The organism is Mesorhizobium sp. M0898, from assembly GCF_040319695.1.
Lineage (GTDB): Bacteria > Pseudomonadota > Alphaproteobacteria > Rhizobiales > Rhizobiaceae > Mesorhizobium.
The window spans coordinates 35,242-61,340 of sequence record NZ_JAMYOE010000005.1 but is presented as its reverse complement, the minus strand read 5'-3'; the positions used below and the strand labels follow the sequence as shown (position 1 = coordinate 61,340).

Annotated in this window: 31 protein-coding genes and 1 pseudogene; 23 read left to right on the top strand and 9 right to left on the bottom strand. The window is 63.1% G+C overall.

The window, feature by feature from the left end; all coding sequences use genetic code 11:
* Positions 1–15 precede the first annotated feature (15 nt).
* Complete coding sequence (locus NKH90_RS09030; protein ID WP_352818944.1) at positions 16–300, top strand: hypothetical protein; 285 nt, start codon at positions 16–18, stop codon at positions 298–300.
* Here the strand turns inward: NKH90_RS09030 and NKH90_RS09025 are convergent.
* On the bottom strand, positions 237–2,069 hold the full coding sequence (locus NKH90_RS09025) for a hypothetical protein (RefSeq protein WP_352818941.1): 1,833 nt from the start codon (positions 2,067–2,069) through the stop codon (positions 237–239). The two genes, NKH90_RS09030 and NKH90_RS09025, sit on opposite strands and share 64 nt — an antisense overlap.
* Before the next feature lie 152 nt (positions 2,070–2,221).
* Here NKH90_RS09025 and NKH90_RS09020 point away from each other — a divergent pair, with 152 nt between their 5' ends.
* The 10 genes and pseudogenes from NKH90_RS09020 (at position 2,222) to NKH90_RS08975 (ending at position 10,812) form a co-directional block, all read left to right on the top strand.
* Positions 2,222–3,325: an inositol-3-phosphate synthase gene (locus NKH90_RS09020; protein ID WP_352818938.1), complete on the top strand. Its 1,104-nt coding sequence runs from the start codon at positions 2,222–2,224 to the stop codon at positions 3,323–3,325.
* Positions 3,322–3,918, top strand: a complete 597-nt coding sequence (locus NKH90_RS09015; RefSeq protein WP_352488476.1) for a histidine phosphatase family protein — start codon at positions 3,322–3,324, stop codon at positions 3,916–3,918. The genes NKH90_RS09020 and NKH90_RS09015 overlap by 4 nt, the downstream gene beginning before the upstream one ends.
* 14 nt (positions 3,919–3,932) lie before the next feature.
* Entirely contained in the window at positions 3,933–5,036 is a 1,104-nt protein-coding gene (locus NKH90_RS09010; RefSeq protein WP_352818934.1) for a CgeB family protein, read from the top strand.
* Positions 5,036–5,836, top strand: coding sequence for a nucleotidyltransferase family protein (locus tag NKH90_RS09005; protein ID WP_352768297.1), 801 nt, complete (start codon positions 5,036–5,038; stop codon positions 5,834–5,836). Before NKH90_RS09010 ends, NKH90_RS09005 begins: the two co-directional genes overlap by 1 nt.
* Before the next feature lie 2 nt (positions 5,837–5,838).
* Positions 5,839–6,600 (top strand): TIGR04290 family methyltransferase, encoded by a 762-nt coding sequence (locus NKH90_RS09000; RefSeq protein ID WP_352768295.1) that lies wholly within the window; start codon positions 5,839–5,841, stop codon positions 6,598–6,600.
* Entirely contained in the window at positions 6,593–7,525 is a 933-nt protein-coding gene (locus tag NKH90_RS08995; protein WP_352818931.1) for a glycoside hydrolase 5 family protein, read from the top strand. The genes NKH90_RS09000 and NKH90_RS08995 overlap by 8 nt, the downstream gene beginning before the upstream one ends.
* A gap of 20 nt (positions 7,526–7,545) precedes the next feature.
* A complete protein-coding gene (locus tag NKH90_RS08990; RefSeq protein ID WP_352818928.1) occupies positions 7,546–8,610 on the top strand; it encodes a glycosyltransferase in 1,065 nt (354 codons plus the stop codon).
* Positions 8,611–8,617: 7 nt separating this feature from the next.
* On the top strand, positions 8,618–9,607 hold the full coding sequence (locus tag NKH90_RS08985) for a GNAT family N-acetyltransferase (protein WP_352818925.1): 990 nt from the start codon (positions 8,618–8,620) through the stop codon (positions 9,605–9,607).
* Positions 9,604–10,368, top strand: a pseudogene (locus tag NKH90_RS08980) (class I SAM-dependent methyltransferase); the annotation flags it as partial. The gene NKH90_RS08985 and the pseudogene NKH90_RS08980, both read left to right, overlap by 4 nt.
* Before the next feature lie 225 nt (positions 10,369–10,593).
* Positions 10,594–10,812 carry a hypothetical protein gene (locus NKH90_RS08975; RefSeq protein WP_352819160.1) on the top strand — a complete coding sequence of 73 codons (219 nt, stop codon included), beginning with the start codon at positions 10,594–10,596 and terminating at the stop codon, positions 10,810–10,812.
* A gap of 188 nt (positions 10,813–11,000) precedes the next feature.
* Here the strand turns inward: NKH90_RS08975 and NKH90_RS08970 are convergent, their stop codons facing one another.
* Both NKH90_RS08970 and NKH90_RS08965 read right to left on the bottom strand, forming a co-directional pair.
* Positions 11,001–11,129 (bottom strand): hypothetical protein, encoded by a 129-nt coding sequence (locus tag NKH90_RS08970; protein WP_352502174.1) that lies wholly within the window; start codon positions 11,127–11,129, stop codon positions 11,001–11,003.
* Between the two features lie 50 nt (positions 11,130–11,179).
* Positions 11,180–11,743, bottom strand: coding sequence for a sigma-70 family RNA polymerase sigma factor (locus NKH90_RS08965; RefSeq protein ID WP_352488584.1), 564 nt, complete (start codon positions 11,741–11,743; stop codon positions 11,180–11,182).
* A 317-nt stretch (positions 11,744–12,060) separates the two neighbouring features.
* Between NKH90_RS08965 and NKH90_RS08960 the strand changes: the two genes are divergently transcribed.
* From NKH90_RS08960 to NKH90_RS08950, 3 genes are all read left to right on the top strand, one after another.
* Positions 12,061–12,264 carry a hypothetical protein gene (locus NKH90_RS08960; RefSeq protein ID WP_292657608.1) on the top strand — a complete coding sequence of 68 codons (204 nt, stop codon included), beginning with the start codon at positions 12,061–12,063 and terminating at the stop codon, positions 12,262–12,264.
* Between the two features lie 118 nt (positions 12,265–12,382).
* Positions 12,383–12,730, top strand: coding sequence for a DUF982 domain-containing protein (locus NKH90_RS08955; RefSeq protein WP_352818920.1), 348 nt, complete (start codon positions 12,383–12,385; stop codon positions 12,728–12,730).
* Between the two features lie 33 nt (positions 12,731–12,763).
* On the top strand, positions 12,764–13,111 hold the full coding sequence (locus NKH90_RS08950; protein WP_352818916.1) for a DUF982 domain-containing protein: 348 nt from the start codon (positions 12,764–12,766) through the stop codon (positions 13,109–13,111).
* On the opposite strand, the gene NKH90_RS08945 is transcribed toward NKH90_RS08950, so the two are convergent.
* From NKH90_RS08945 to NKH90_RS08930, 4 genes are all read right to left on the bottom strand, one after another.
* On the bottom strand, positions 13,099–13,596 hold the full coding sequence (locus NKH90_RS08945; protein ID WP_352818913.1) for a hypothetical protein: 498 nt from the start codon (positions 13,594–13,596) through the stop codon (positions 13,099–13,101). The two genes, NKH90_RS08950 and NKH90_RS08945, sit on opposite strands and share 13 nt — an antisense overlap.
* An 81-nt stretch (positions 13,597–13,677) precedes the next feature.
* The gene (locus NKH90_RS08940) at positions 13,678–14,295 is read right to left on the bottom strand and encodes a LysE family translocator (RefSeq protein WP_352818910.1); all 618 of its coding nucleotides are present in this window, start codon (positions 14,293–14,295) and stop codon (positions 13,678–13,680) included.
* Between the two features lie 22 nt (positions 14,296–14,317).
* Positions 14,318–14,503, bottom strand: a complete 186-nt coding sequence (locus NKH90_RS08935) for a hypothetical protein (protein WP_352818907.1) — start codon at positions 14,501–14,503, stop codon at positions 14,318–14,320.
* A gap of 84 nt (positions 14,504–14,587) precedes the next feature.
* Entirely contained in the window at positions 14,588–15,418 is an 831-nt protein-coding gene (locus tag NKH90_RS08930) for an SIR2 family NAD-dependent protein deacylase (protein ID WP_502898808.1), read from the bottom strand.
* Between the two features lie 329 nt (positions 15,419–15,747).
* On the opposite strand from NKH90_RS08930, the gene NKH90_RS08925 reads away from it, so the two are divergent.
* Genes NKH90_RS08925 through NKH90_RS08885 form a run of 9 tightly spaced genes read left to right on the top strand, consistent with a single transcriptional unit; the run spans position 15,748 to position 24,282 of the window.
* Complete coding sequence (locus tag NKH90_RS08925) at positions 15,748–17,541, top strand: methanol/ethanol family PQQ-dependent dehydrogenase (RefSeq protein ID WP_352819158.1); 1,794 nt, start codon at positions 15,748–15,750, stop codon at positions 17,539–17,541.
* Positions 17,522–18,385, top strand: a complete 864-nt coding sequence (locus NKH90_RS08920; RefSeq protein ID WP_352818902.1) for a substrate-binding domain-containing protein — start codon at positions 17,522–17,524, stop codon at positions 18,383–18,385. The genes NKH90_RS08925 and NKH90_RS08920 overlap by 20 nt, the downstream gene beginning before the upstream one ends.
* 1 nt (position 18,386) lies before the next feature.
* On the top strand, positions 18,387–18,920 hold the full coding sequence (locus tag NKH90_RS08915; RefSeq protein ID WP_352818897.1) for a c-type cytochrome: 534 nt from the start codon (positions 18,387–18,389) through the stop codon (positions 18,918–18,920).
* Positions 18,917–19,933, top strand: coding sequence for a cytochrome c oxidase subunit II (gene coxB / locus NKH90_RS08910; RefSeq protein WP_352818894.1), 1,017 nt, complete (start codon positions 18,917–18,919; stop codon positions 19,931–19,933). Before NKH90_RS08915 ends, coxB begins: the two co-directional genes overlap by 4 nt.
* The gene (ctaD, locus tag NKH90_RS08905; protein WP_352818891.1) at positions 19,930–21,906 is read left to right on the top strand and encodes a cytochrome c oxidase subunit I; all 1,977 of its coding nucleotides are present in this window, start codon (positions 19,930–19,932) and stop codon (positions 21,904–21,906) included. The genes coxB and ctaD overlap by 4 nt, the downstream gene beginning before the upstream one ends.
* A complete protein-coding gene (locus tag NKH90_RS08900) occupies positions 21,903–22,508 on the top strand; it encodes a cytochrome c oxidase subunit 3 (protein ID WP_352818888.1) in 606 nt (201 codons plus the stop codon). The genes ctaD and NKH90_RS08900 overlap by 4 nt, the downstream gene beginning before the upstream one ends.
* Before the next feature lies 1 nt (position 22,509).
* Positions 22,510–22,851: a hypothetical protein gene (locus tag NKH90_RS08895; RefSeq protein ID WP_352457440.1), complete on the top strand. Its 342-nt coding sequence runs from the start codon at positions 22,510–22,512 to the stop codon at positions 22,849–22,851.
* Entirely contained in the window at positions 22,848–23,732 is an 885-nt protein-coding gene (locus NKH90_RS08890) for a cytochrome c oxidase assembly protein (RefSeq protein ID WP_352818885.1), read from the top strand. Before NKH90_RS08895 ends, NKH90_RS08890 begins: the two co-directional genes overlap by 4 nt.
* Entirely contained in the window at positions 23,713–24,282 is a 570-nt protein-coding gene (locus NKH90_RS08885) for a c-type cytochrome (RefSeq protein WP_352818882.1), read from the top strand. Before NKH90_RS08890 ends, NKH90_RS08885 begins: the two co-directional genes overlap by 20 nt.
* Positions 24,283–24,321: 39 nt before the next feature.
* On the opposite strand, the gene NKH90_RS08880 is transcribed toward NKH90_RS08885, so the two are convergent.
* Both NKH90_RS08880 and NKH90_RS08875 read right to left on the bottom strand, forming a co-directional pair.
* Positions 24,322–24,795 (bottom strand): DUF2269 family protein, encoded by a 474-nt coding sequence (locus NKH90_RS08880; protein ID WP_352818879.1) that lies wholly within the window; start codon positions 24,793–24,795, stop codon positions 24,322–24,324.
* The gene (locus tag NKH90_RS08875; protein ID WP_352818876.1) at positions 24,795–26,081 is read right to left on the bottom strand and encodes an SDR family oxidoreductase; all 1,287 of its coding nucleotides are present in this window, start codon (positions 26,079–26,081) and stop codon (positions 24,795–24,797) included. Before NKH90_RS08875 ends, NKH90_RS08880 begins: the two co-directional genes overlap by 1 nt.
* Between the last annotated feature and the right edge of the window lie 18 nt (positions 26,082–26,099).

Genomic DNA, 26,099 nt, shown 5'->3' with positions numbered 1-26,099 from the left:
GCGTCTGGCCGCTGTATGATCGCGCGGTCGTTTCGGATTTGGTCACTTTTTTCTCGTCGCGGGAACAACCCGTCCAGCTTCTGGTTCTGCCAAGGTACCGGCATGGAGACGACTGTGCATCCGAAGCGATCCGCCAAAGACATCGAACAAATGGCCGCAAAGGAGACGGCTGCCTTCCTGCGGCGCGCCTCTATCACCTATCTGGAATGTTGTGTGAGCCTGATGATGACGCATCTTCAGCGCGAGGAGGTAGCCGCCATCCTCGAAAAGGAAGCGGATATGCTGCGCCGGCTGGATTGATCGGGCTCGAAGGGCGGCAGGTCGCCTTGGCTTTCCAGGAAACGAAGCAGCGCGGCAGCGTAACGTCTTGCCGCGGCCGCCAGCCGGATCTGTTCCCGATCATCGCCCGATCGCTCAGCCATGCTCCACAAGCCAAGCTGGAAGGCGAGATAGCAGGGCTCGTAGTAGTGGACCAGTTTGGCATCGACGGGACGAGACGTAGTCGCCTCGACAGCTTTGTACAGTGCCGCAGTCGCCGCGTCGGAGAGGCTGTACTCGACACGGGCGCCGGCAATGTCCCAGGCGATGTCCTGGCAGCCGATCAGATCGTGCGATCGGCAATGGTCGAGGGCGTCCGTCTTGATCAGCGTTCCGCCGCGCGAAAGGATGAACTCCCACGGATGAAGCCGCCCGTCGATTTCGACCCGCTGCATGGTCTTTGGTGGAGCCTGTTTCGAGAACCAGTTCCGCAGCTCCGCCGCGCGGCTTTCGCCCAAAGCCTCGCTTGTATTCCGCACGGCCATGTCGGCAAGCGCCTTCAGCGAGGCGCCCGGTTCGGAGGCGGGCAGATTGGCTGCGCGCCAGGACAGATAGCGCGCGAGATGAGCGACCATTTTTTGTTTCGAATGCCTTGCCCGCTCCAGCGTTGCACCGTCGCTCCAGCGTTCGACGAGAAAGCCATGGCACAGCCCGGCAATTTCCGGGCCAAAGCCTGCGTCATGCAGCCTCCTGGCAGTCTCGGCCTTGTGCATTCCGATTTCACCGAGGCCGACGAATTTGACCGACCATTTTTCCCGGCCCGCAGAAGCAAGAAACTTTCGCCGCTCGAAGCGGCGGTGGACGGGTGGCCAATGATCCTGCGAGCCATAATGCAAGCGACGCCACTCTCCGGCGGATATTTCCATCAGGCTGACCGCTGTGCGGCCGATCGTCCTGGCCACCCAATCCCGCAGCGCCGGCAGAGCGGATCCCGCGGGGAAAGTCCGTTCGAAATCCGCTGTGTGTTGTTGGCAAACCGTCCATGCCTCACGGATGTCCGCCGATGCCTCGGCCCCCGGCCCACCCGAATGGCTGGGGAACAGATGGATGCGCCCGGCATCGATATCCAGCGCTTGCAGCCATGCGACGACGGCGTGAAACGAGCTGCCGGACAGGCCCGGGCCCTCATCGACGATGGCAAAGCGGGCCGACGGCTTCGCCATCCAGCTACCGATCAACTCCGGATCGGCGGCAAGGCGCCTGCGAAACGGATGACCGGTCGGACGGACGCTGACGGGTGCCGGTGCGCCGATGGCTGCAGCCACCATCGCTGCAAGCCCCAGGCCGATGCTGCGGATGCCGATTACGCATGTGTTCGCATCGAGACCCGACTGCCGCGCGGCGACCAAATAGCTTTCCGGATAGAGCGCGTAATGCGCGTAGCCCTCGGCCGTGCCGATGAGGATTTCGCCGTCGCAATCGAGTTCGGCCAGCATTCGCGGCACGTCGGCATCGATCGGGCCGTCGACGGCGAATCCGGCCCTCCACGATCTGCCCACGTCCCGGGCCAAGCCGACCAGGAGATTTGCGCCCACGATCCGCTGTCGAGAATACCTGTCGATGCCGTTGGCCTCGAATTCAGCATCGGCAAGGCCCTGGACCAATTCCGAGGTCTTGATGAACAGGCCGACCAGGGCTGCGTGGCGTTCGATCCCGCTGGGCATGTCCGCAATGTGCCCGGCCGCTTCGCAGGCCGAGCTGCGAACATGTCGCGCGCTCTCAATTCGCTTGTGGTCGCCATAGACGATCATTGTCCCGTCCCGGTTGGCCTCACTGCACAACTCGGCGAGCGCTACTTTGATCCACCATCGGTTGCACGATTTTTGCAGCCGGCAAGGAACAATCAGCGAGGCAGGCGGTTTGGCACGAAGAACTTACCTTCAACAGCATAGGCAGCGGTTTCGTGGGATCGAAGAAAGTTCGGATCGGAATAGTCGGCGTCGGCAACTGCGCCTCCTCCCTTGTTCAGGGCATCACCTATTACCGCGACGCAAGAAGCAATGAGCCCATACCCGGGCTGATGCATGCCGATCTTGGCGGCTATCATGTCAAGGACATCGAGGTGGTCTGCGCTTTCGACGTCGCCAAGGGCAAGGTCGGACGCGATGTGGCCGACGCGATCTACAGCGCGCCGAACAATACTTTCCGCTTTGCCAATGTAGCGCCTACCGGCGCCCGCGTCGAACGCGGACCGACGCTGGATGGCATCGGCAAATATCTGCGTGACGAGATCGTGGAGGCCGACGAACCCGTCGCCAACATCAGCAAGATCCTCGCCGAAAGCGGCGCCGAAGTCCTGGTGTCATATCTGCCTGTCGGTTCGGAGGAGGCAACGCGCTTTTATGCCGAGTGCGCGCTCGAGGCGGGCTGTGCCTTCGTCAACTGCATACCCGTCTTCATCGCCTCGCGGCCGGAGTGGCGCCGGCGCTTCGAGCAGCACGGCCTGCCGCTGATCGGCGACGACATCAAGAGCCAGGTCGGTGCGACGATCGTCCACCGGCTGCTCGCCAACCTGTTCCGCGAGCGCGGCGTGCGCATCGATCGCACCTACCAGCTCAATTTCGGCGGCAACACCGACTTCCTCAACATGCTTGAGCGCGAGCGGCTGGAATCGAAGAAGATCTCAAAGACGCAATCCGTCACCAGCCAGATCGACGTTCCCCTGGAGCCCGGCAACATTCACGTCGGGCCGAGCGACCATGTCCCGTGGCTGACCGACCGCAAGTGGGCCTATATCCGGGTCGAAGGCACGACCTTTGGCGGCGTACCGCTCAATGCCGAGCTCAAGCTGGAAGTGTGGGATTCGCCCAATTCGGCCGGCGTCGTCATCGATGCGGTGCGTTGCGCCAAGCTGGCGCTCGACCGCGGTATCGCGGGCGCGCTGACCGGTCCCTGCAGCTATTTCATGAAATCGCCGCCCGAGCAGTTCACCGACGCGGAAGCGCGCCAGCGCACGCTCTCTTTTATCGCTGGCAAGGACGAGCCGATGCTCGATGCCGCGGAATGACGACGACGTTTTTTCTGGTGCGCCACGCCGCGCACGACAATGTCGGCTGTTATCTTGCCGGAAGGATGGCCGGCGTTTGCCTCGGCGAAGCCGGCAAGGCACAGGCCTCGCATCTGGCAGACCGCATGGCACGTGAGGCGATAGCGGCAATCTTCTGCAGCCCGCGCGAACGCACGCAGGAAACGGCCAATCCGATCGCGCTCGCCTGCAATGCCGGTGAAATCGCGATCCGCGAGGAGATCGATGAGATCGACTTCGGCACCTGGTCGGGAAAGACCTTCGAGGAGCTGAACCAGGATGCCAACTGGCGGGTGTGGAACGACCAGCGTCAGCAGGCGAGAACACCGAGCGGCGACACCATGCTGGACGTGCAGCAACGCGTCGTCTCATTGATCGAGCAGGTCCGCGGCACCTACCAGAACCAGGGCGTCGCGCTGGTCAGCCATGCCGACGTCATCAAGGCCGCCGTGTGCAAGGTGCTCGGCCTGTCGCTGGGAAACTGCTTTCGCTTCGATATCGACCCAGCCTCGATCACCACGGTTGTTTGGGGGGACTGGGGGTCGAAGCTGATCAGACTCAACGAAGCTGCCTGACGAGGAATTGCCGGATGCGCATGGCTATTTTCGGTCTTACCGTGACATCGTCGTGGGGCAATGGGCACGCCACGCTGTGGCGCGGATTGATCCGGGCGATGGCCGGGCTGGGCTGGTCCATCACCTTCTTCGAACGCAACACTCCCTATTATGCCGGGACACGCGACCTCGATCAGTTGGATGGCGGCAGCATTGTCCTTTATCCGGACTGGCAGGACATCCAGAGCGTTGCCGAGCAGGCGATGAGTGAGGCCGATGTCGTCATCGTCACCTCCTATTGCCCCGATGCCGTGAGCGCGTCGCGCCTTGCCCACCAGGCCTGCCGCGGACTGAAGGTGTTCTACGATCTGGACACGCCGGTGACGCTGGCGCGGATCGAACAAGGTGAGCCTCCGGCCTATTTCGGGCCGGAAGGGCTTCGCGATTTCGATCTCGTGCTGAGCTACACGGGAGGAACCGCGATCGACGCATTGAGGTCGATGCTGGGTGCGCGCCGCGTCATGCCGCTCTACGGCCATGTCGATCCAGAGCGACACCGGCCCGCCCCGCCCAGGCCGGAGTTTGCCGGCGACCTTTCCTATCTCGGGACCTATGCGGCAGACCGCCAGGCCGGGGTCGAGAGGCTGCTGGTCAGTCCGGCTGCGCGCCTGCCGGAGCGCCGTTTCATCATTGGCGGCGCACAATATCCGCAGGAATTCCCGTGGAGCGACAATATTTTCTTCGTCCGTCACCTGCCGCCCGCCGACCACCCCGCCTTCTTTTCATCATCACGGCTGACTCTGAATGTGACCCGCGAGGCGATGGCAGAAAGGGGCTGGTGCCCATCCGGCCGGCTGTTCGAAGCCGCCGCTTGCGGTGCCGCGATGGTGAGCGACACATGGCCGGGACTGGAGGCCTTTTTCCGGCCCGGCGAAGAGATCGTCGTGGCGAACAGCACCGACGACGTGGTCGCCGCGCTCGACCTGTCCGACGCCGAGCTTGACGCCATCCGCCGCCGAGCGCGCGAGCGGGTGCTGGAGGAACACACCTCGGCACGGCGCGCGAAGGAATTCGACCGCATCCTGTCCGATGCACTGCACGGCTCCACGCATGGCGAGCCGTTGAAGGAGGCAGTTTGATGTTGGGCATCGTGCCCGCAGCCGGACGGGGAAGCCGCATCCAGCCGCTCGGCTTTTCGAAGGAGCTTCTGCCGGTCGGCAGCCGCATCGACGGCAACACCGAGCGGCCTTGCGCGGTCAGCGAATACCTGGTGCGCCGCATGGTGCGCGCGGGGGCCGACAAGATCTGCTTCGTCATCGGCTCGGGTAAGTCGGATATCCTCGAATATTATTCTGCCGGCTATGCCGACGCGACTGCGCTGTTTGTGGTGCAGCCCTCTCCGGTCGGCCTTTGCGACGCCATCTTCCGTGCCGCACCGCTCGTCACAGCCGATGAGACCGTTCTGGTCGGGTTGCCCGATACGATCTGGTTTCCCGAAGACGGCTTCCTGGCCCTCCCGGACGACGGCCTGTCCTTCCTGCTGTTTCCGGTGGACCAGCCGGAGTTCTTCGACGCCGTCGTTGTCGACCAGGACAGCCGGGTGAAGCAAATCCAGGTCAAACAGCAGAATGCCGCGTCGAACTGGATCTGGGGTGCGTTCAAGATGCCCGGCCGCACCCTTCACCAGCTCGCCGCGCTGTGGCGGGAACGGGACCGGTGCGACGAATATATCGGCACGCTGGTCAATGCCTATCTCGCCGCCGGAGGCGATGCCTGCGGCATCAAGGCTGGCACCGCCTATGTCGACGTCGGCACCTTCAACGGCTACCGCACCGCACTTCGCCTGCTTGAAAGCGCCGCCGGTACCAGGGACGATCAAGTCGACATTACGCTGGCCAGCCACCAGCACGTCCCTGTCCTCGCAGGCGAAAGAGGCTAGCCATGCTGCATTCCGATGCCGAAATCCGCCGCCGTATCGATGCGCTCGGCCCATGGTTCCACAATATGGAACTGGCCGGCATCGAAACCGCTCCCGACCATTTCCTTGGCAACTACCCGCTGATCAAATGGCGCAAATTCGCCGACGCGATTCCCGCCGATCTTTCCGGCAAGGCGGTGCTCGACATAGGCTGCAATGCGGGTTTCTATTCGATCGAGATGAAACGCCGCGGCGCCGGCCGCGTGCTTGGCATCGATTTCGATGAGGCTTACCTGGCGCAGGCGCGCTTTGCCGCCGAGGTAGCAGACTGCGACATCGAATTCCGGCAGCTCTCGGTCTACGACGTTGGCGCCCTGCATGAGCGGTTCGACATCGTACTGTTCATGGGCGTGCTCTACCATTTGCGCCATCCCTTGCTCGCACTCGATCTGATCCGGGAGCACGTCGCCCGGGACCTGATGATCTTCCAGTCGATGCAGCGCGGCAGCACCAACGTGCCGGCGCTCGAGCAGAATTATCATTTCTGGACCCACGACCTATTCGACCGGCCGGAGTTCCCAAAGCTGCATTTCATCGAGCATCGCTATGCCGACGACCCGACCAACTGGTGGATTCCCAATCGCGCCTGCACCGAAGCCATGCTGCGCAGCGCCGGCTTCGAGATCGTGCTGCAACCGGAGCAGGAGGTCTATTTCTGCCGCACCGGCGACGTGCCGGCCGGCGGCGCCGCCGTCTACCCGTCGAAAGGACAGATAAATGATTGAAGCCGCCATGATCTGGAACGAGCCCAACAACAAATCCCACTGGGATCCCGAGCTCGACCCCGACTGGAGTCGCTTCGCCGCTACGGCAATCCTGGCCGCCGACGCGATCGCGTTGGAGAATCCGGCCTTGACCAAGGTCCTTGGCGGCATCTCGCCGATCGATGCCGGCTTCATGACACGGATGAAGGAATTCGGCGTGCTCAATCATGTCGACGCGGTCGCCGTGCACGGCTTTCCGCTCGACTGGAACCTCTGGCAGATCCACGAATGGCCGCAAAAGATCGGCGAGATTTCGGCTGTCACCGATCTTCCGGTATGGGTCAGCGAGGTCGGCGTGTCGACCTTCGGCGCCGAGGAGGTACAGGTCTGGGGCCTGCGCCGGACCGCGGAATTGCTGATCGGCAAGGCACCGCGCATCCAATGGTACAGCCTCTACGACCTGCCGCGCGAGTGGGAAGCGACGACGCGCCATCGCGAGGCGGAAGGCTCGTCTTACTACCGCCATTTCTACATGGGCTTGCTCCGCCAGGACGGCACGCCAAAGCCCGCGCTCGAGGAGTTCCTGCACCACACGCCGGCAATGGGACTGGTGCAGTGGTTCCATTTCGAAGATCACCGGCTGGACGATGCCGTTGCCTGGATGAAACGCCTCGGCGTCACCAATCTGCGCACCGGGCTTTCCTGGGCCGACAGCTTCAGGCCGAACGCACTTGACTGGTTCGACCGGCAGATGGAAGCTTTGGCCGACTTCGACGTGACGGTTACTTTCTGCTTCACGCCGGAACACCGCGGAATGATGCCGCACCACAGCAGTCCGCCGCTGGTGCCGGAGGAATTCGCCGACTTCTGCGCGGCAATGACGCGCCGATATGCCGGCAGCATCGCTGCCCCTTCGGTCGGCAGGCTGCGCGCCTCCGCAGCGTGAGGAGCTTCGGCTCTCCAGCCATGACGCTCACCGTCCTCAACGTCGCCTATCCCCTCGCCCCGGTCGGGCCGGATGCGGTCGGTGGTGCCGAGCAGGTGCTGTCGATGCTCGACCAGGCGCTCGTACAGGCCGGACACCGCTCGATCGTGATCGGCTGCCAGGGCTCGAGCGCTGCGGGTGTCCTCATCGAGACGCCGGCCGAACCGGGCGTGCTCGATGAAGCGGCCAAGCGCCGGGCGCAGCGTGCTCATTGCGCCGCAATTGCTACCGCACGGGCTCGCTGGCGAATCGACGTGGTCCATTTGCACGGTATCGATTTCGATGCCTATCTGCCGGGCGACGGGCCGACATTGGTGACCCTGCATTTGCCGCTCGACTGGTATCCGGCCGACGCCCTCAATCCGGCGCGGGAGGATCTGTGGCTGCATGCGGTATCGGCGGCTCAGCAAAGAACCGCACCGCCGGGAGCCAGGCTGATTGGGCCGATTCCCAACGGAGTGGACGTCGACGCGCTGAGCGAGCCGCAGGCCAAACACGACTTTGCGCTCGTGCTCAGCCGCGTCTGCCCGGAAAAGGGCATCCATCTGGCGCTCGAGGCAGCCAAGAAGGCCAGCGTGCCGCTGGTCATCGGTGGCAAGGTCTACCCCTATGAAACTCACACAACGTATTTTCGCGACGAGGTCGAACGCCGGCTGGACGACCGGCGCCGCTTCCTTGGTCCGCTCGGCTTTGTCGCCAAGCGGCGCCTGCTGAATACAGCCCGCTGCCTAGTCATCCCGAGCCTTGCCGCGGAGACCAGTTCGCTCGTCGCAATGGAGGCGCTCGCCTGCGGCACCCCCGTGGTGGCCTTCCCGAATGGCGCACTGCCGGATGTGGTCGAGCACGGCAAGACCGGGTATCTGGTCGGGGATGTCGACGAGATGGCCGAAGCCATCGCTGCCGCACCCAGCCTGGACCCCGAGACCTGCCGAGCCGAGGCGCGGCGGCGCTTTTCACTCGACCGCATGGTTTCCTCCTACATGGACGCCTATCGGGCGCTGGCACGGCTCGGCACAGACAGCGGGCAGCTCGCGACGGCGAGGTGAGCAGGACATGCTCCGCAGTGAGATCATCGACGATCCGGCGGACCTCGAAGCCCTCGAGCCGCACTGGTGGGAACTTTGGTCGCGCAGTCCCTCGGCGACGCCGTTCCAGTCTCCCGCATGGTTGCTGCCATGGTGGCGGACATTTGCTCCCGGCGAGCTAGCGACGGTCGCCGTCTGGCGTGGCGACGATCTGGTCGGCCTGGCGCCACTCTATCTGGAACGCCACGACGCCGGCGCGCGATTGCTTCCGCTCGGCATTTCGTTGAGCGACTATCTGGATGTCCTTTGTCTTCCCGAGATGGCCGAACCGGTCGGCGCAGTCATCGGTGGCGCCGTTCTTTCCGTCGGCTGGTCACAGTGGATCTTGCAGGATCTGCCTCGCGGCGGCGCCGGCCTTGCCATCAGGCATGCCGCGCTCGAATCGTGCCAACCCGTCGGTCACGCCGCTTGCCCGGTGCTCGCCCTCGCCGGCGACCAGACGCTTCAAGGCTGCGTTCCGGCACGGCGGAGGCGACAATTGCGGCGCGCCCACAGGGCCGCGTCGAGACGCGGCAGTGTCTCCATCGAACCCGCTCTGTCCGATCCGCAGACATTCTTGGACCACCTGATCCGCCTTCACCGCGCGCGCTGGGCCGGACACGGCGACGGGGTTCTGTCCGATTCCCGCGTTGAAGCATTCCACCGTCAGGCGCTGCCGCAGCTGGTCGCACAGGTGCTTGCCCGATGCTGGCTTATCACGATCGGTAACGCGATCGTGGGCGCCTATTACGGGTTCCATCATCGTGGCCGCGCTTGCGCTTATCTCGGTGGCTTCGATCCGGCCTATGCCGAGGAAAGTCCCGGCGCGCTGCTCATCGGCCAGGCGATAAGGCAGGCGATCTGCGAAGGCGCGGAAGAGTTCGATTTTCTGCGCGGACAAGAGGCCTACAAGTACAGCTGGGGCGCCGTAGACCGGTGGACGATGCGCAAGATCTGGACGCGGAGCAAAGGGCGATGAGCGCGACGCAGCCGGAATCTCGGCGGTCGATATCAGCAAGGCGGGTGCTGGAGGATTGCATGGCAGACGGTACCGGCGTCGAAGCCGTCATCGCCAGGCTGGCTCTCCGTCTCGAGACAGGAATCGATGCTGCAGAATTGGCGAAGATTGCGCAAAACACGCACTCGGCTGACCCGCGAAACACGGCAAAACTGCAACGGATTGCCGACCTGCTTCGGCGCAGGCCCGAGATCTTCGCCACGCTGCGCAAAACAGGTGGTGCCGTTCGGCACGAGCGTGGCGAGGACGAGACCGACGATGCGGTCGTCAAGCGGCTGGCGGCCGGGTTTGACGCGGCGGCGGCGATCTCCCCGGCGGCGAGCGTCCAGCTGTCATCGCTGGGCAATGAGGAAAAGCTCTCTGCCGCTACGGCTGAGATCGTTGCATGGCTGGAGAGGCGAGGCTTTACCGGTACCGACTACGACATACTGGATATCGGCTGTGGTATCGGTCGCTTCGAAAGCGCGCTCTCCGCTCTATCGCACCGGCTCGTCGGCAGCGATATATCCCCAGCGATGATCTCGATCGCCCGCCGGCGATGCGCCGGGCTCGGCAATGTAGAATTCCGCCCTGCGCGCGGTTTCGATCTTGCCGATTTTTGCGATGCCAGCTTCGACCGCGTGCTGGCCGTCGACAGCTTTCCCTATCTGGTGCTGGCCGGCCTTGCGGAGCGACATTTCGTGGAAATCGCGCGCGTGCTGAAGAGGCCGGGGATGGCCGCGCTTTTGAATTATTCATATCGCGGCTCGCCGGCGCTGGATCGCGCCGATGTCCATAACTTCGCCAACGCAAATGGCATGCAAGTCCTCGTCGACGGCGAAAAGCCGTTCCGGCACTGGGACGGCGATGCCTTCCTGCTTACCATTTCCGGCGGAACATTGCGGCCCAACGATGGTTCGGATGCCGAACGGGAAAAGCCGCTATTCGACGGTATGAAGGAGGACAAGATGGCGTCCGGAAGCAAGAAGCACATCGGTCGCGGCAGTCACGGCAAAGGCACTGGCGCTGGCGCGATGACCGATCTTCCCAAGGACAAGATCGGAGAGAACGCCGTTCTGTCCAACAGAGACAAGAAGCAGCACACCAAGGAGCGTGGGCTCGACGGCAATCGGGTCAAGTCCGAGCAGTACCAGGATCATTCGGCGGATCGGCGGCCTGAAGACTGATCGTTGCGGCGGCATATGGCTTGCAGCCGGCGAGCAATTGAAACGCAGCGAGAGGCCAACCGCTGACGAAGCTGTGCAAGGACCGAAGCCGGTCGCATGGATGGCCTGCAAATTCTTGCAAACTCGCACTGTTGCCACCAGAGTGAGGTGAAGGGACCAACATTTGCCAAGAGAACGCGATGTCTCGCTCAAGGGAAGATTCTGTCAGCACGCGTGCCGATCTGACGATAGACCGGGAAATCGCTTCCTTGCTTGCGGCCATCGAACAGGAAAGGGTTCCTGACCGGCTGACCAAACTTGCGATCGAGTTGCAGCATGCGCTTGTCGAAAGGCGCTTGCGCGAGACCAGCAACTAACGTGACGTGTATTAGCGGCGCCTCTCGGCTTCGAAGTCCAGTTGTCCTTCGGACAGATAGCTGCGCCTTTCCATCAGGGTTTGCGAGGAACTTTCGCCAAGGTATTCCAGCACGCCGGCGCGTGCCCTGTTGAGCCGGCTCTTCACGGTTCCCACCGCGCAACCGCATATTTCGGCCGTTTCCTCATAGCTGACGCCCAGAACGCCTATCAACATCAGAACCTCGCGCTGGTGCTCAGGAAGGCTCTGGATGGCCTGGTGGACCTCCTTGCCCTGTACGGACCATTCCTGCGTCGCTTCCGAGATCGGCCGCAGCGAAGCGCAGTCGAGCAGGCCGGGCGCTTCCCTCACCGCGGCCCTGACACGCGTGTAGTAGGTGTTGCGCATGATCGTGAAGAGCCATGACTTCATGCGCGTTCCAGCTTCGAACTTGTCAATGTTGGCCAAGCCCTTGGTCAGCGTCTCCTGGACCAGGTCGTCGGCATCATCGGGGGTGCGGCAGAAGGTGCGGGCGAAAGCCCTCAAAGCGGGTATGAGGTCGACGATGGAAACTTCTTCGGTTTCGCGAGTCGCCAAGGCGTAGGCTGCAGGTGGCAATGGTCCAGCTCCCGTCCAGAATGAGTTCGTGAGCGCAGACCAGTTAAATGCATTGGGCGAAAGATCGTTCCGGTTGGCGAAAGCACCCGGCTCCAGAAACCGGAGAGGACTTGGCTGAGCAATCCCGGCCGACGGCGATATTTTTGACGGAACAACCATCGGGATCGCGGAGTTCAAAATCAAGGTCGTCCGACAAATTCGGGCGCCGACATTTGGCGCGTCGAAATGCGATCTCGCAGCGAGCCTTGGCTGCGACCTCAAGGGCGGCCCGCCACCTCAAGAAACAGGAGGAGTCCATGACAGGAAACAAGCACGCCAAAGGCAAAACGCCGGCCGATAGCGATCTTGCCAACGATCCCGGCATCGGCAGTTCCAGGGGCACGATCAAGGAGGGCGACCGGCTCGATCAGGGCAACAATACGTTCGAAGGCGATGTCGAGAACGACACCACGCCGCAAGGCGGTATCAATCCCCGGCAGAAGATGCGGACCAACAAGTGACCGGCTGCGCACGATCGAACAAACCTGCTGCAACCCGTGCAGCAATCCCGCGTTAAAGAGCATGAGCCTCGTGTCCGCCCCGGACGTTGATGCGACAGGCTCTTTCGCGGAGACACAGATGACAAAAAAATCGTTTGGCCGCCCCGTTCCAATTCTCGTCGGCCTTGGTTTCCCTCGCCATGTCGAGAATATCTGGCAGGCCTATGACGTCTTAAACGAATGGCCGAGCCGCGGTCCGGCGCACAAGGCGGCGTTCGACGCCTGTCGCGCCGGGCTGGCTGACGAGGTCGACGTCGAGGCGGTGCGCGCGGCGTTCGATACATTCGCCCGCAAGGCGGGCATTCTGGCCTACGATATCGCAGCCGAAACACCAGCACGCCCCACAACAGCTGCGAAGGCCCACGACGCTTGGCTGAAACGCCCATCGGACGGCCGTGTAGACCCTGAAGACGCCCAGCTTGCTTGAAGCGACCACCTTGGTTGAACCGGGAGGAATACGGTGCTGAGAACAGAGTTCGATACCCCTGTTTGCATCTATTTCGGCAAGCCTGGGCGATCGCGATTGGTCAGTTCCGTTTTCGAAGCAGTACATTGCCTGAAAAGCGAGAAATGGCCGGCGCGCAATGCTCCGCTGGCGCAGGCGGCCGCTGATGTATTGAATCGCGCCCGGACCGGTGAAATTACGGCCGCCAAAGCGCGGCAAGCATTTGTCGACGCCGCTTGGGAGGCGAACATTCTTGCCGAAGGCGAGCCGCATGACGCGCGTGGCCTGACAGCCTTCATGTCGGACAGCGGGTGCACGCTGCTTCCCGGCAGTTCCGTCCAAAGCTTGGTTTATCGCGAATGATTGGCGTTCTCGGCCTTTTTCTCCCGCTGCTGCCTGAGGACCTCGTCGGTTCCGACCAGCTTCTTCGATCCGCCGGGAATCGCGGTGGACACAACAGCCGGTGGGTCGCTTGCCGGGAAAGAATCCTCCAGACCCGCCTGCAACTGGTCTTCCAGCGTTTGCGGCTCTTCCGAGCGGCCAGGGGTCCTTCGGGTGTCTACATTCTCCAGCGGCTGTGTCATGTCCGGTGAAGACCTGACTTCTCGAATCCAGCCATAGAGCTGTTCGATGGCAAATTCCTTCATTGTGTCGAAATCGGCCTTTTCGTCACGCGATGCCTCGATTTGGTCAACCATGGTCTTCTCGAACCGTTCGAGGCTCTCGCTTCCACACGCTCGGCAGAGACGCACCAGCGCCTCGCGCAGTATGAGGGGCGCAAAGTGCGCTGTCGCCTCGAGCCTGAGCTGCTGCAAACGCTCCGGGGTAGCGGCTTGGAACTTCGACATGCTCGACCTCTCGCCTTGTGGAGCATGTCAACGAAAATTGTCGGCGGATGTTCCATCGGCGGCCGCTGCATCGCTCGATCCTCAGCGGTGCGCGCCACCACCGACTGCCATGCGGATACCGAGACAGACGACGAAGCAGCCTGCCACGCGCTGCTGCCAGAGCCTTACCTTCGGTCGTCTCATGATCCAGGCCCCGAGCGTACCGGAAGCGAGCGCATATGTGCCCAGCACGAGCACACCGGTTATTTTTTGGCTGCCGCCGAGCAGCAGCAATTGCAGTGTGACCGATCCGCGCGCGGGATCGACGAACTGTGGAAGGAATGCCACCATGAAGGTTATCGGCCAGGGATTTATCAGATTGGCGATCATTCCTTCGCGTGCGGCCACAAGCGGCCCGACACTGCGGGGCTCCTCGACGGCGACGCCGGCCGACGGCAGCAGCACCAGACGCGATCCAAGCCAAACGAGATAGGCTGCGCCCATCCATCGAAGCATGGCAAAGGCAAGGGGCGATGCCTGGAGCAGCGACGATATGCCGAGGGCAAGGAGCGGCAGCTGGACCATACCGGCGCCGAGGGTCATTCCCAGGACGGTGAACAGGGCAACATCACGGCCCTGCCCGATGCCGCGCGAAATCACCAGCAGACTGTCGGGCCCCGGCGGCATCGGCATCAGGATGACCGTTCCGAGAAAAGCCAACCACGAAGCGGGATCCACGCCGCTACTTCGCCCCGGTTTCGTAAGATGCCTTCGCGCTGTCCTTCAACCGGCCGGCATCTCGCATCATCTTGAGTGCTTCGCCCCTCGTCAGGCCGCACCTGCGGGCAAAAAAATCGATCTCATAGGCCAACTCGGCCGACAGGCCCTCTTTGGCATGCACTCTGCGCTTGTGTTTGCCTCCGCTCATACAGGCTTGATCCCGTGAGACTTAGCCTCCCCAACTCACATTGGGCCAACCGGTTCCCCACTGCTTCGTCGCTGCGCAGGCTTTTCAGGCGCCGTCGGGCCGGCCCACCCTATCCTTGAGTTCGTTCAGGAACGCGAGCAGCGCGTCCTCAGGATCGTCGGCCTCTTCGGTCAGCATATCGATGCCCCAGCGGCCGAGGACAGCCTCCTGGACGATGCTCGGCTGCGACATGAAGATGAAGGATTTCGGGCGATTCTTGTCATAGCCGGAGCGGCGCCAGGTCTGCCAAAGCCGGTGCAGCAGCAGACGGATGTTCATGTCGGACATGCTGTAGCCGATGAACAGGATGGTGCGCCCCAGCGCGTCGGCCCGAAATTTCACGTCGAGCGGCGAATCGAACGAAAGCCGGTCGAAATAGTCGGTCTCCGCCAGGACCAAAGATTTGTCGTCGTCGAAATCGCCGTGGAATTTGATGATCTGCGTCACCTCGCCAGTGGCCTTGGGCAAATCCTTCGCATTGGCCACTTTCACAAAGGGCCGGCTATGGATCTCGAAGGCAACTTCGAGGTTGCGATCATAATTGGTGGTGTAGATGATCGGAAAATCGAGCGATACGATGAGCTTGTGGATTGCCGACCGCTGCACTTCTTCCCGCGAGACGCTCCACTCACGATCCATCCAACTGCGCAAAGGGCCGAGGCTCCCCTGCTTGAGCCGGTAGTATTCGGCAAGCGCCTGATAGCTGGCCTCCGGCGCACCGATCGTATCCTCGTCCAGACCGAGCTCTTTTTGCATGTGTTCGATGAGCTTTTGCCAGGACGGCAAGCCGACGCTCATCGACACCCCGGCTCCAACGAACAAGATCGCTCGCCGCTCTTTTACCGATTGAGCCAGTTGCTCGACTGCAGACAGCATTCGACACAACTGCGAAAAGCGCCGCTCCGTTCCAGCCGAACCCGGACCACCGGGAATAGATTTACTTCCGACTTGAGCGCTAACATTCGGATCGGCTGTCCCAAGCGCCCGGCCGCCGACTTTGGCCAACCGAATCCGACATTTATTTCGTTGCATTTGGCACTTCTGCGCCGCTCACGCGTTGGAGAGTGTTCAACAAACACGGCGCAGCGGCAGCTAATGGAGCTCTGCGCCAATGTCGGCAAACTCGACAGCCAATGAGGCAAGCGCGACTGGTGGCGGCGAAAAATAGGGTGCTTGGCAAAAGGGGAAAGAGGCCATTGGCTGCGATGCTGGGATGGACGCTGCTGGCAGGCTTCGCGCTGACTACCGCGGCGGTTGCTCAGTCAACGTCAAGCTTTGCGATAAATCCGCCGGCCGCAGCTGCTCCGCCCGACGACGGCCAATGGGCGATGCCGGCAAAGAACTACGCCTCGACCCGCTACAGCGAACTTGCGGAGATCACCGAGGACAATGTCAAGAACCTGCAGGTGGCCTTCACCTTCTCGACCGGCGTCAACAAGGGCCAGGAGGCCGCGCCCCTGGTGGTCGGCAACACGATGTACATCGTGACACCGTTTCCCAACATCCTCTACGCGCTTGACCTTACCAAGCCCGGCGCGCCGATGAAGTGGAAGTTCGAGCCCAATCCCGAGCCCGCCGCGCAGGGCGTTGCCTGTTGCGACGTGGTCAACCGCGGTGCAGCCTTCTTCGAAGGGCGCATCTATTTCAACACGCTCGATGGCCACACGATCGCCGTCGATGCGGCCACCGGCAAACCGGTCTGGAACACCCACATCGGCAACGTCAATATCGGCGAGACCATCACCATGGCGCCGCTGGTGGTGAAGGGGAAGGTACTGGTCGGCAATTCCGGCGGCGAAATGGGCGTACGCGGCTGGATCAAGGCGCTCGACGCCGGCGACGGGCACGTCGTCTGGACGGCCTACAATACCGGCCCGGACGCCGAGGTGCTGATCGGCCCGGATTTCAAGCCGCATTACGACATGGACAAGGGCAAGGATCTCGGCGTGACGTCGTGGCCGCCCGACGCCTGGAAGATCGGCGGCGGCAATGTGTGGGGCTGGATCTCCTATGACCCGGACCTAAACCTGATATTCCATGGCACCGGAAATCCCGGTCCGTGGAATCCGGATCTGCGGCCCGGCGACAACAAATGGACCGCCGGAATCTTTGCACGCGATCCCGACACCGGCGCAGCCAAATGGTTCTATCAATGGACCCCGCACGATCTGCACGACTACGACGGCATCAACGAACAGGTGCTGCTCGACATGACCTGGCAGGGCAAGCCCCGCAAGGTGCTGGTCCGACCGGAACGCAACGGCTACGTCTATCTGTTGGATCGCACCACAGGCGAGGTCCTGTCGGCAGTCCCCTTCGGGGCCGTCAATTCCAGCACGGGCGTCGACCTCAAGACCGGCCGGCTGATTGTAAATCCGGACAAGAAGACCGGCACCGGCAAGGTTGTGCGCGACATCTGCCCGACCGCATCGGGCCTCAAGGACTGGCAGCCTTCGGCATTCTCGCCCAAGACCGGTCTGCTCTACATCCCGCACAACAATCTCTGCATGGACGAAGAAGGCGTCGAGGTGAATTACATCGCCGGCACGCCCTATGTCGGCATGAACGTGCGCATGATCCCCGGGCCGGGCGGCAATCGCGGTGCTTTCACCGCCTGGGATGTCGCCGCCGCCAAGCCGGCGTGGAGCCTGAAGGAGAACTTTCCGGTGTGGAGCGGCGCCGTCGCCACCGCCGGCAACGTCGTGTTCTATGGCACTATGGAAGGCTGGTTCAAGGCGGTCAGCGCCAGGACCGGCGAACTGCTGTGGCAGTTCAAGACGTCGTCCGGCATCATCGGCCAGCCGATCACCTATCGCGGCCCGGACGGGCACCAATATGTTGCGGTTCTTTCGGGCGTCGGCGGCTGGGCCGGTGCGATCGTATCCGGCGATCTCGATCCGCGCGACGCCACCGCCGCGCTCGGCTTTGTCAACGTCATGAAGGATCTGAAGGATGTAACCACGCCCGGAGGTACGCTGTATGTGTTCCGGCTCCCTTGAGACGACCGGCCGAGTTGCGCGCGCACGGAGAAAATCTTCCCGGCGGTTTGGCGCCGCGGTCGGCGCACTGGCGCTCTCGCTCGTCGCCGCCGTTGCCGATGCGCGCGAATTGAGGATCTGCGCCGATCCCAACAACATGCCGTTCTCCAATGCCGCCAGGCAGGGCTTTGAAAACAAGATCGCCGAACTCGTCGCGACGGAGCTTGGCGCGACTGTTTCCTACACGTGGTGGGCACAGCGGCGCGGCTTCGTCCGCAACACGCTGAAAGCCGGCTTGTGCGATCTGGTGCCCGGCACGCCCGCCAATCTCGAGATGCTGCGCACCACCGCGCCCTACTACCGGTCTTCCTATGTGTTCGTGACACGCAAGGATGCGCCGGAAATCACGTCCTTCAACGATCCTCGCCTGCGCGATCTGCACATCGGCGTCCAGCTGATCGGCGACGATGGCGCCAACTCGCCCCCCGTCCAGGCGCTTGGCCGTCGTGGCATCGTCGGCCATCTCATCGGTTTCCCCGTCTATGGGGACTATTCGGCGCCGAACCCGCCAGCGCGCATCATTGAGGCGGTCGCGAATGGCGACATCGATATGGCCGTCGTCTGGGGGCCGTTGGCCGGCTACTTTGCATCCAGGCAGAAGGTGGCGCTGCGGATCACGCCGGTTTCGCCGCGCGTGGACGGCCCGCAACTGCCGATGATCTACGACATCTCGATGGGCGTGCGCCGTGGCGACGATACGCTGCGCAACGAGGTGAACGCCGCCCTGACCAGACACCGCGCCGAGATCGACGCGATCCTGGCGACCTACCAGGTGCCCCGCCTCGATCCTGTCGGAGCGCCTTGAAATGAAGCGCGGTCTTCCCTTGCTGGTGTTCGCGATCCTCGCGGTTTCCGGGTGCCAGCGTGAGGAACGCGACACGCGTCCACAGTCGGCGTTCGGCTCGGGCGATCAACCGGCAGCCGTGACTGCCCTCGAGCCGGGCGGCCAACGGCCGACCTCGTCCGACAGCAAGGCCGGCGTGTTCGAGGCCAACGCCTTCCACCTCAGCGAGGGCAAGCGTCTGTTCAACTGGTTCAACTGTTCCGGCTGCCATGCCAATGGCGGCGGCGGCATGGGCCCGGCGCTCATGGACCAGAAGTGGCTCTATGGCAGCTCGATCGAAAGCATCCACGCCACGATCAGGGACGGCCGGCCCAACGGCATGCCGAGCTTCCGCGACACGATCCCGGATGACCAGATCTGGGAGCTTGCTGCCTTCGTCCGGGCACTGAGCGGCAACGCACCGTCCTCCGCCGCGCCTGGCCGCGACGACGACATGATGCCCCATCCATCCGAGAATCGCCTGCCGGACGCCACGACGCTGGGGAAGTCGCCGTGAGCCGCGGTGTCTGGACGGTGTGCGGGTGCACGGCCTGCATCCTGCTCCTTGCAGGGTGCAGCGGCTGGCAATCCGCGCTCGACCCAAAGGGCCCGGCCGCGAACGAGCTCGCATGGCTGATCTGGTTCTTCACAGCGCTCTGCACGGTGGTCTGGCTTCTGGTGATGGCCGTGCTGATCGTGCCATTGGCCCGGCGCCCGCTGCCGGTCGGCGATCCGCTTGTCCTCGACGCTGCCGCCGAGCGCAGCAAGATGCGAATTGTCGTCGCCGCACTCGCCGCTACCGCCCTGATCCTGGTCGGCCTGACGCTGCTGAGCTACTTCGCTAACCGGACGCTCGCCGCCATTGGCTCGGATGCGGCGCTGACGATCCGGGTGACCGGGCATCAATGGTGGTGGGAGGTGCGCTACGAAAACGATCAGCCAAAGCGCATCCTGACGACCGCCAATGAAATCCACATTCCAGCGGGCGAGCCGGTGCGGCTTGTAGTGACCTCGACCGACGTCATCCATTCCTTCTGGGTGCCGAACCTCTCGGGCAAGCTGGACCTCATTCCAGGCCACGAGAACGTTCTCGATCTGAAGGCTGACAAGCCCGGCGTCTATCGCGGCCAGTGCGCCGAGTTCTGCGGCGCGCAGCATGCCAATATGAGCACCTTCATCATCGCCGAACCTCGGCCCGTCTTCGATGCCTGGCTGAACGATCAGCTGCGGCCGGCGGCCGCCCCCGTGTCGGCCGAGGCCAAAACCGGCCACGACCTGTTCCTCAAACGGCCCTGCGTGATGTGCCACAAGATCGGCGGCACCATCGCCGGCGGCACGGTCGCCCCAAACCTCACGCATATCGCAAGCCGGCAAACGCTCGCTGCCGGCACGCTGACAATGAGCCGCGGCAATCTCGCAGCCTGGATAGCCAATCCGCAGGGGATCAAGCCAGGCGCCCACATGCCGGTGGTGCGACTGGACGGGGACGAACTGAATGCGATCGTCGCCTATCTCGAGGGCCTGAAATGAGCAGCGCCGACGTGGCCCGTGAGCGTCGGCTCGCCGGCGAGCGAGCAGCGGCCGGCAAAGGAGACCTGGCCCCCGAGCGCGACGGTCCTCGCGACACCGGCCTCGACGACTCCAGCCTTGACCGCTGGCTGGCGCGGACATGGCAGACGGCGCCGGGCATCATCGGTGCGCTCTCGAGCGTCGACCACAAGATTGTCGCGCGGCGCTACCTGATTACCGCTTTCGCCTTCCTGTGCTTCGGTGGCCTCAGCGCCGTTGCCATGCGCATCCAACTGTCGGGGCCGGAGCGCGGGCTGATCGGGCCGGACCGCTACAACCAGCTGTTCACCATGCATGGCGTGTCGATGATGTTCCTGTTTGCGGTGCCGATCGTCCAGGCGACCGGCATCTACCTCGTGCCGCTGATGGTCGGCACCCGCAACATCGCCTTTCCGCGCCTCAATGCATTCAGCTTCTGGATTTATCTCTCCGGTGGCCTCTTCGCCTGGGTGTCGTTTGCACTCGACATGGCGCCCGACGTCGGCTGGTTCTCCTACGTGCCGCTGTCCGGTCCTGAATTCGGGCCAGGCAAGCGTTCCGACGTGTGGGCGCAGATGATCACCTATACCGAGGTGTCATCATTGGCGGTCGCGGTTGCCACCATCGTCACCGTGCTGAAGCAACGCGCGCCGGGCATGTCGCTGGACAAGATTCCGCTCTATGTCTGGGCGATGCTGGTCACCTCCTTCGTCATCGTGTTCGCCATGCCGGCGGTCATGATCACGTCGACGTTCCTGATCCTCGACCGGCTGGTCGGCACCCATATCTTCAATCCCGCCGAGGGCGGCGACGTATTGCTGTTCCAGCACCTGTTCTGGTTCTTCGGCCACCCCGAAGTCTACATCATATTCCTGCCGGCTACCGGCATGGTGTCCTCGATCATCGCCGCTTTCGCCCGGCGTCCGGTATTCGGCTATCTGGGCATGGCACTGGCCTTGATCGCAGTCGGCTTTCTGTCGTTCGGCCTGTGGGTTCACCACATGTTCGCAACCGGTCTGCCCAAGCTCGGCGCGAGCTTCTTCACCGCCTCGAGCATGCTGATCGCCATCCCGAACGGGCTGCAGATCTTCTGCTGGCTGGCGACATTGTGGGACGGACGCCCGATAATCAGAACGCCGCTGCTGTTCATGTTCGGCTTCTTCTTCACGTTCGTCGCGGGCGGCCTGACCGGGGTGATGCTGGCGTCGGTGCCATTGGACCTGCAAGTGCACGACACCTATTTCGTGGTCGCGCATTTCCATTACGTGCTGATCGGCGGGTCGGTGTTCCCGCTGCTCGGCGCGACCTATTTCTGGTTCCCCAAGATCACCGGCCGGATGATGAGCGAACGTCTCGGACGCTGGCACTTCTGGCTTGCCTTCCTAGGCTTCAATGCGGCGTTCTTTCCGATGCACATTGTCGGCCTGTGGGGTATGCCGCGGCGGGTCTATACCTATCCGGTGGAACTCGGCTGGGGCAACATCAACCTGTTCATCACAGCCGGCGCGGTCATCCTGTTCCTAAGCTTCGTTCTGTTCACTATAAACCTAGTGTACAGCGCCTCGAGGGGCGCCCCGGCCGGGGACAATCCCTGGAATGCCGGCACGCTGGAATGGGCGACGAGCTCTCCACCGCCGAGCTATAATTTCGCTCGGATCCCGGTGGTTACCCACGCCGAGCCGCTCTGGGCCGAACGTGACACGCTGCCTGTCGCGACCGGGCTTCGCGTCGACGCGCGCGAACTTGTCATTTCGACCGTGGCAGAGGCGCATCCAGATGTGCGCGAGAAGTCGGCGACGCCGTCGATCTGGCCATTGTTCGCCGCGCTCGCCGTCGGCGCCACCTTTCTCTATTCGATCTTCAGCCCGTGGGCGGTGGTCTGGGGAGCCGGGCCGATCGCCATCACTTTGATCGGTTGGTTCTGGCCGAAAGGCGATCCGGAGGATGAGGAATGAAACAGCATCCTGTCGCCGATCTTTCCAAACTCCCGACCTTCGGGATCGGACCGCGCAGCCCGACCTGGTGGGGCACTCTCGCCTTCATGGCACTGGAGGGCACCGGCTTCGCGCTCGCCGCAGGCACCTATCTTTACCTCGCCTATCTGTCGCCCAAATGGCCATTGGGCGTGCCGCCGCCCAACCATTGGCCGGGCACCATCGTCACGCTGTTGCTGCTCGCCAGCGTGGTGCCCAATCACATACTGAACCGCTACGCCGAAGCCTGTGCCATGGTGCCCGTGCGCATCGGCCTGATCGTCATGTCGCTGCTCGGTATCGCACCGCTTGTCGTGCGTTGGTTCGAATTTCCGGCCCTCAACATTTATTGGGATACCAATGCGTACGGCTCGATGCTGTGGGTCCTGCTCGGCCTTCACACAACGCACCTGATTACCGACGTCGGCGACACGCTGGTGCTGACGGTCCTGATGTTCACGCGCCATGGCTATAGCGGCCGGCGTTTCGGGGACGTTGGCGACAACGTCTTCTACTGGGATTTCGTGGTCGCGACCTGGATCCCGATCTATCTGTTGATCTACTGGATGCCGAGGCTTGACTGAGATGCGTGCGCTTCGCTTGGGCACATCATGGGGCGGGCTGTTGTCCGGGCCTTTGGCCTGGGCGGTGTCGACGCAGCTGAATTATGCATTCGTGGAGTGGCAGTGCGCCCACGGTATTCCCGTCATTCCGGTCATTGCGCTGGTGCTGACAGTGCTGGCCTTGCTCGGCGGCGTGCTTTCGTGGCGGGCGCGACAGCAAGGTGGCGCCGCCTTTAAACCGGATCGTACGCGCGGCACCGAGCATTTCGTCGCCAATATCGGCATTCTCAGCGCGGTGCTGTTTGCGCTGGTAATCGTGATGCAAGGCGCCGCGTCGCTCATTGTTGACGGCTGCCTACGATGAGCTTCGACGCGCTCTTCTCGACCTCGATCTGCTACGGTGCCGGCGCCCCGCGGGCCGGCTGGACGCTGGCGTTGCCGATCACGCTGCCGCTAACCATGGTCGCACTGCTTTATGCGGCAGGCGCCTTTCGGCTGTGGCGGCGGAGTGCCCGCAGCCGCCCGTTGCGGTTGCGGCAAGCCCTGCTGTTTGCGACTGGCTGGGCCATTTTGGCGGCAGCACTGGTCAGCCCGCTCCACGCATTGGGTGAGCGCGTTTTCACCGCCCACATGATCGAGCACGAGCTGTTGATGGCGGTGGGGGCACCCCTGCTGGTCGCCTCCCGTCCAGCGGCGGCGATGATGTGGGCATTGCCGATCAAGCTGCGGCTGGCATTTGGCGCAGCCGGGCAGGCGAAGGTGCTTCGAGCCGTTTGGGCCGCTGTCAGCCGTCCTCTAGCCGCGACCTTCCTGCACGGCGTCGCGATATGGGCGTGGCACGTTCCGGCGCTGTTCGAGGCGGCGCTTGCACAGGGTGTCCTGCATTATGCGCAACATGCCAGCTTCTTCGGTACGGGGCTGCTGTTCTGGTGGGTGCTGCTGCCGCGTTCAGGCGGCGAACAAGCCTACGGCAGCGCAGTCATGCACCTCTTTTTCACCTCGCTGCACACCGGCCTGCTCGGGGTGCTGCTGCTGGTCTCGCCAAGGCTGTGGTACCCGGTAAACGCAGCCGGCGCGGAATTGTGGGGCCTTAGCCCGCTCGAGGACCAGCAGCTCGCCGGCTTGGTGATGTGGGTTCCGGCCGGCCTGATTTATGGCGGAGCCGCGTTGCTGCTGGCCGGTCTGTGGATTCGCTCAAGTGGACAGAGAAGATGGGAGGCGTTGCATGCGCTCCAGGCTGTCTAAGCTGGTCATTGGTGCCGGGACGGCAATTGCCGTGCTGGCCGCAGCTTGGGCGGCGCTGACGTTGTGGCCGGAGCGCCTCACCAGGGTCGCGCATAAGACGGACAATGCCCCTGGCAGCATCGGCGTGCGCGCAACATCGCGCTTCACTCCGTCCGGACCCATCCTCGGCGCCGCGGCAATTGTCGTGCTTGTTGCAGCCCTGGCCGGGATCGCGTTGTACTTCGAGCAAAGCCGTCGAGTGGAGCAGAAGGCCGACAATGCAACCGGCGGTGTTGGCGCCCGCGCCATACCAATCATCATGGCCAATGGCTGTGCCGGATGCCACACGATCACCGGCGTTCCCAGCGCACAAGGGTTGGTTGGTCCACGCCTCGACGCCAGCGTGGCCACCCGGATCTATATCGGCGGCGTATTGTCCAACAACCCGCGAAATATGGTCCGTTGGATACGCGCCGCAAGGGAGGTCAATCCGCACACGGCAATGCCTTCGACCAGAATTTCCGAGCAGGAGGCGCGGGATATCGCGGCCTATCTCTATTCGCTGAAATGAATGTCATCGCTCATCCCGGCAGCTGCACGCGGCCTGTCTTCACCAGTCGATCGCAGGCCGAGAGATCATTAGCCAGAAAATCCCGAGTACCGCAGCGAAGGCGGGGAAGCCGAAGGCGAACCACAGCCGGAAGAGCCGATGATAGCGCGGCGGCAACGGCGCGCCTGCAGCGGCGGCTTGCGATGCCAGCTTGCGCATCTCCATTTGCATCCAGACGACCGGGAGCCAGAACGTTCCGGTGAAGATATAGAGCGCGATCGAAAGTACGATCCAGCCCTCCGACAGCGAGTAGCCTGCCTGCCAGGCGAGCGCGGCTCCGGTCAAAGGCTGCGCGACCACGGCCGTCGCGGTGAAAAGGAAGTCGGCGACGACGACGATACGCGCCACCGCCGCAACCGTCGCGGCATTGCCGGTCCTGTGGGCGAGCAACATGAAGAAAGCGATACCGGCGCCGGTACCAAGCAGCACGGATGCGCCGATGACATGCAGAAATTTCAGCAGGAAATAGAGCATCAACGCTCCTCCAGCACTGCCAAGGCCACAAAGTGCAGCACCAGGATCGGCAACACCTTGAGGAACGGCCCAAGCGGGTCGTTCCACAGCTCGGGGCTCAGGAAGCTTCCGACGACCAGGTAGAAGAGCGAGAGCGCGATGCCGCCATAGAGGCCTTTTCGCGCCGCCGGCCGCCAGGCTAGGAACGCGCCGACGGCGATGTCGGCAAGAGCACCGGCTATCACGGTCGGCACCGACAATATGCCACCCCCCGTGCTTTGCATCAGCTCGACGCCACCGTTATAGCCGGTGGTCAGCGACACAATACCCGTCACGATCCAGAAGAAGGGCAGGACGACGAAGATCGCAGGCTTGATGAAATACAGCCGGGCAAACCATTTTTCCTGCACCGTTGCCGGATTGAGCGCGAGGAAGCCCGCCAGGGTTTGCGGGCGTATGCCGGTCGTGGCGGTCCAGTCCGAGGGATCTCCAACCGCTCCTCGGGCAATCTCTCTGGCCGCGTTGGTGCGCATCGGTGGACGCCAGCCGAACATCGCGGCAAGGTCGCCGAGGCGGTAGAGAAGCCTTGCAACAGCCGCCGGCAAGACAAACCTGGCTGCAGGAGCCCAGCCGAGCCATCGGCGATAGCTGCCGACGACCTCGTCCATGCTCAGCTGTTCGGGACCGACAAGTTCCAGCACGATGCGAGACGGACTGGCGGGATCGAGAAGGAAGACGACGGTTGAGACCACGTCGTCGAGCTGCACCACTTGGAGCCGGCCGGTGCCGGGCATGGACGGCAGCACCGGCAGCGAGGCGAGACCCCTAAACAATGCGCTGGCCCCAAACACCGGCCGGCCGAGCACCACGGACGGGCGCAGGATCACCCAATCCAGATCAAGCGCCATAAGCGCTTGGTCGCCAGCCAGCTTCGTCGCCGAGAATGCCGAAGGCTGCGCCCGATCGACGCCGATTGCCGAGAAGTGGATCACCCGGGTAACCCCTGCCCGCGCACAGGCGAGGAAGAGTGCTGCCGCCGCCTCGCGATGGACTTCGCGCGTCTTTTCACGAGGGCTATCCTGCAGAACGCCGGCACAATTGACGACGGCGTCTATGCCCCTGAGATGCGGTAGCCAGTCTTCGGGCTGCAGCGCCACCGCCATGTCCAGCATCAGCAATTGATAATTGCCGGTCCGGTTTGCGCCGGGGCTGCGGACCAATCCGATCACCTCATGTCCTTCGGAAAGAAGGCGTGCCACAACGGAGGCACCGATTAGGCCGGTGGCGCCGGTAACCAGGACTTTCACTGGACCCCATTCTCCGAC

Bases quoted from the DNA above. Each gene is read 5' to 3' on its own strand.
- NKH90_RS09030 (WP_352818944.1), top strand. From the start codon at position 16: ATGATCGCGCGGTCGTTTCGGATTTGGTCACTTTTTTCTCGTCGCGGG.
- NKH90_RS09025 (WP_352818941.1), bottom strand. From the start codon at position 2,069: ATGATCGTCTATGGCGACCACAAGCGAATTGAGAGCGCGCGACATGTT.
- NKH90_RS09015 (WP_352488476.1), top strand. From the start codon at position 3,322: ATGACGACGACGTTTTTTCTGGTGCGCCACGCCGCGCACGACAATGTC.
- NKH90_RS09010 (WP_352818934.1), top strand. From the start codon at position 3,933: ATGCGCATGGCTATTTTCGGTCTTACCGTGACATCGTCGTGGGGCAAT.
- NKH90_RS09005 (WP_352768297.1), top strand. From the start codon at position 5,036: ATGTTGGGCATCGTGCCCGCAGCCGGACGGGGAAGCCGCATCCAGCCG.
- NKH90_RS09000 (WP_352768295.1), top strand. From the start codon at position 5,839: ATGCTGCATTCCGATGCCGAAATCCGCCGCCGTATCGATGCGCTCGGC.
- NKH90_RS08995 (WP_352818931.1), top strand. From the start codon at position 6,593: ATGATTGAAGCCGCCATGATCTGGAACGAGCCCAACAACAAATCCCAC.
- NKH90_RS08990 (WP_352818928.1), top strand. From the start codon at position 7,546: ATGACGCTCACCGTCCTCAACGTCGCCTATCCCCTCGCCCCGGTCGGG.
- NKH90_RS08985 (WP_352818925.1), top strand. From the start codon at position 8,618: ATGCTCCGCAGTGAGATCATCGACGATCCGGCGGACCTCGAAGCCCTC.
- NKH90_RS08975 (WP_352819160.1), top strand. From the start codon at position 10,594: ATGGCGTCCGGAAGCAAGAAGCACATCGGTCGCGGCAGTCACGGCAAA.
- NKH90_RS08970 (WP_352502174.1), bottom strand. From the start codon at position 11,129: ATGCTGCAACTCGATCGCAAGTTTGGTCAGCCGGTCAGGAACCCTTTC.
- NKH90_RS08960 (WP_292657608.1), top strand. From the start codon at position 12,061: ATGACAGGAAACAAGCACGCCAAAGGCAAAACGCCGGCCGATAGCGAT.
- NKH90_RS08955 (WP_352818920.1), top strand. From the start codon at position 12,383: ATGACAAAAAAATCGTTTGGCCGCCCCGTTCCAATTCTCGTCGGCCTT.
- NKH90_RS08945 (WP_352818913.1), bottom strand. From the start codon at position 13,596: ATGTCGAAGTTCCAAGCCGCTACCCCGGAGCGTTTGCAGCAGCTCAGG.
- NKH90_RS08935 (WP_352818907.1), bottom strand. From the start codon at position 14,503: ATGAGCGGAGGCAAACACAAGCGCAGAGTGCATGCCAAAGAGGGCCTG.
- NKH90_RS08930 (WP_502898808.1), bottom strand. From the start codon at position 15,418: ATGCTGTCTGCAGTCGAGCAACTGGCTCAATCGGTAAAAGAGCGGCGA.
- NKH90_RS08925 (WP_352819158.1), top strand. From the start codon at position 15,748: ATGCTGGGATGGACGCTGCTGGCAGGCTTCGCGCTGACTACCGCGGCG.
- NKH90_RS08920 (WP_352818902.1), top strand. From the start codon at position 17,522: ATGTGTTCCGGCTCCCTTGAGACGACCGGCCGAGTTGCGCGCGCACGG.
- NKH90_RS08915 (WP_352818897.1), top strand. From the start codon at position 18,387: ATGAAGCGCGGTCTTCCCTTGCTGGTGTTCGCGATCCTCGCGGTTTCC.
- ctaD (WP_352818891.1), top strand. From the start codon at position 19,930: ATGAGCAGCGCCGACGTGGCCCGTGAGCGTCGGCTCGCCGGCGAGCGA.
- NKH90_RS08900 (WP_352818888.1), top strand. From the start codon at position 21,903: ATGAAACAGCATCCTGTCGCCGATCTTTCCAAACTCCCGACCTTCGGG.
- NKH90_RS08895 (WP_352457440.1), top strand. From the start codon at position 22,510: ATGCGTGCGCTTCGCTTGGGCACATCATGGGGCGGGCTGTTGTCCGGG.
- NKH90_RS08890 (WP_352818885.1), top strand. From the start codon at position 22,848: ATGAGCTTCGACGCGCTCTTCTCGACCTCGATCTGCTACGGTGCCGGC.
- NKH90_RS08885 (WP_352818882.1), top strand. From the start codon at position 23,713: ATGCGCTCCAGGCTGTCTAAGCTGGTCATTGGTGCCGGGACGGCAATT.
- NKH90_RS08880 (WP_352818879.1), bottom strand. From the start codon at position 24,795: ATGCTCTATTTCCTGCTGAAATTTCTGCATGTCATCGGCGCATCCGTG.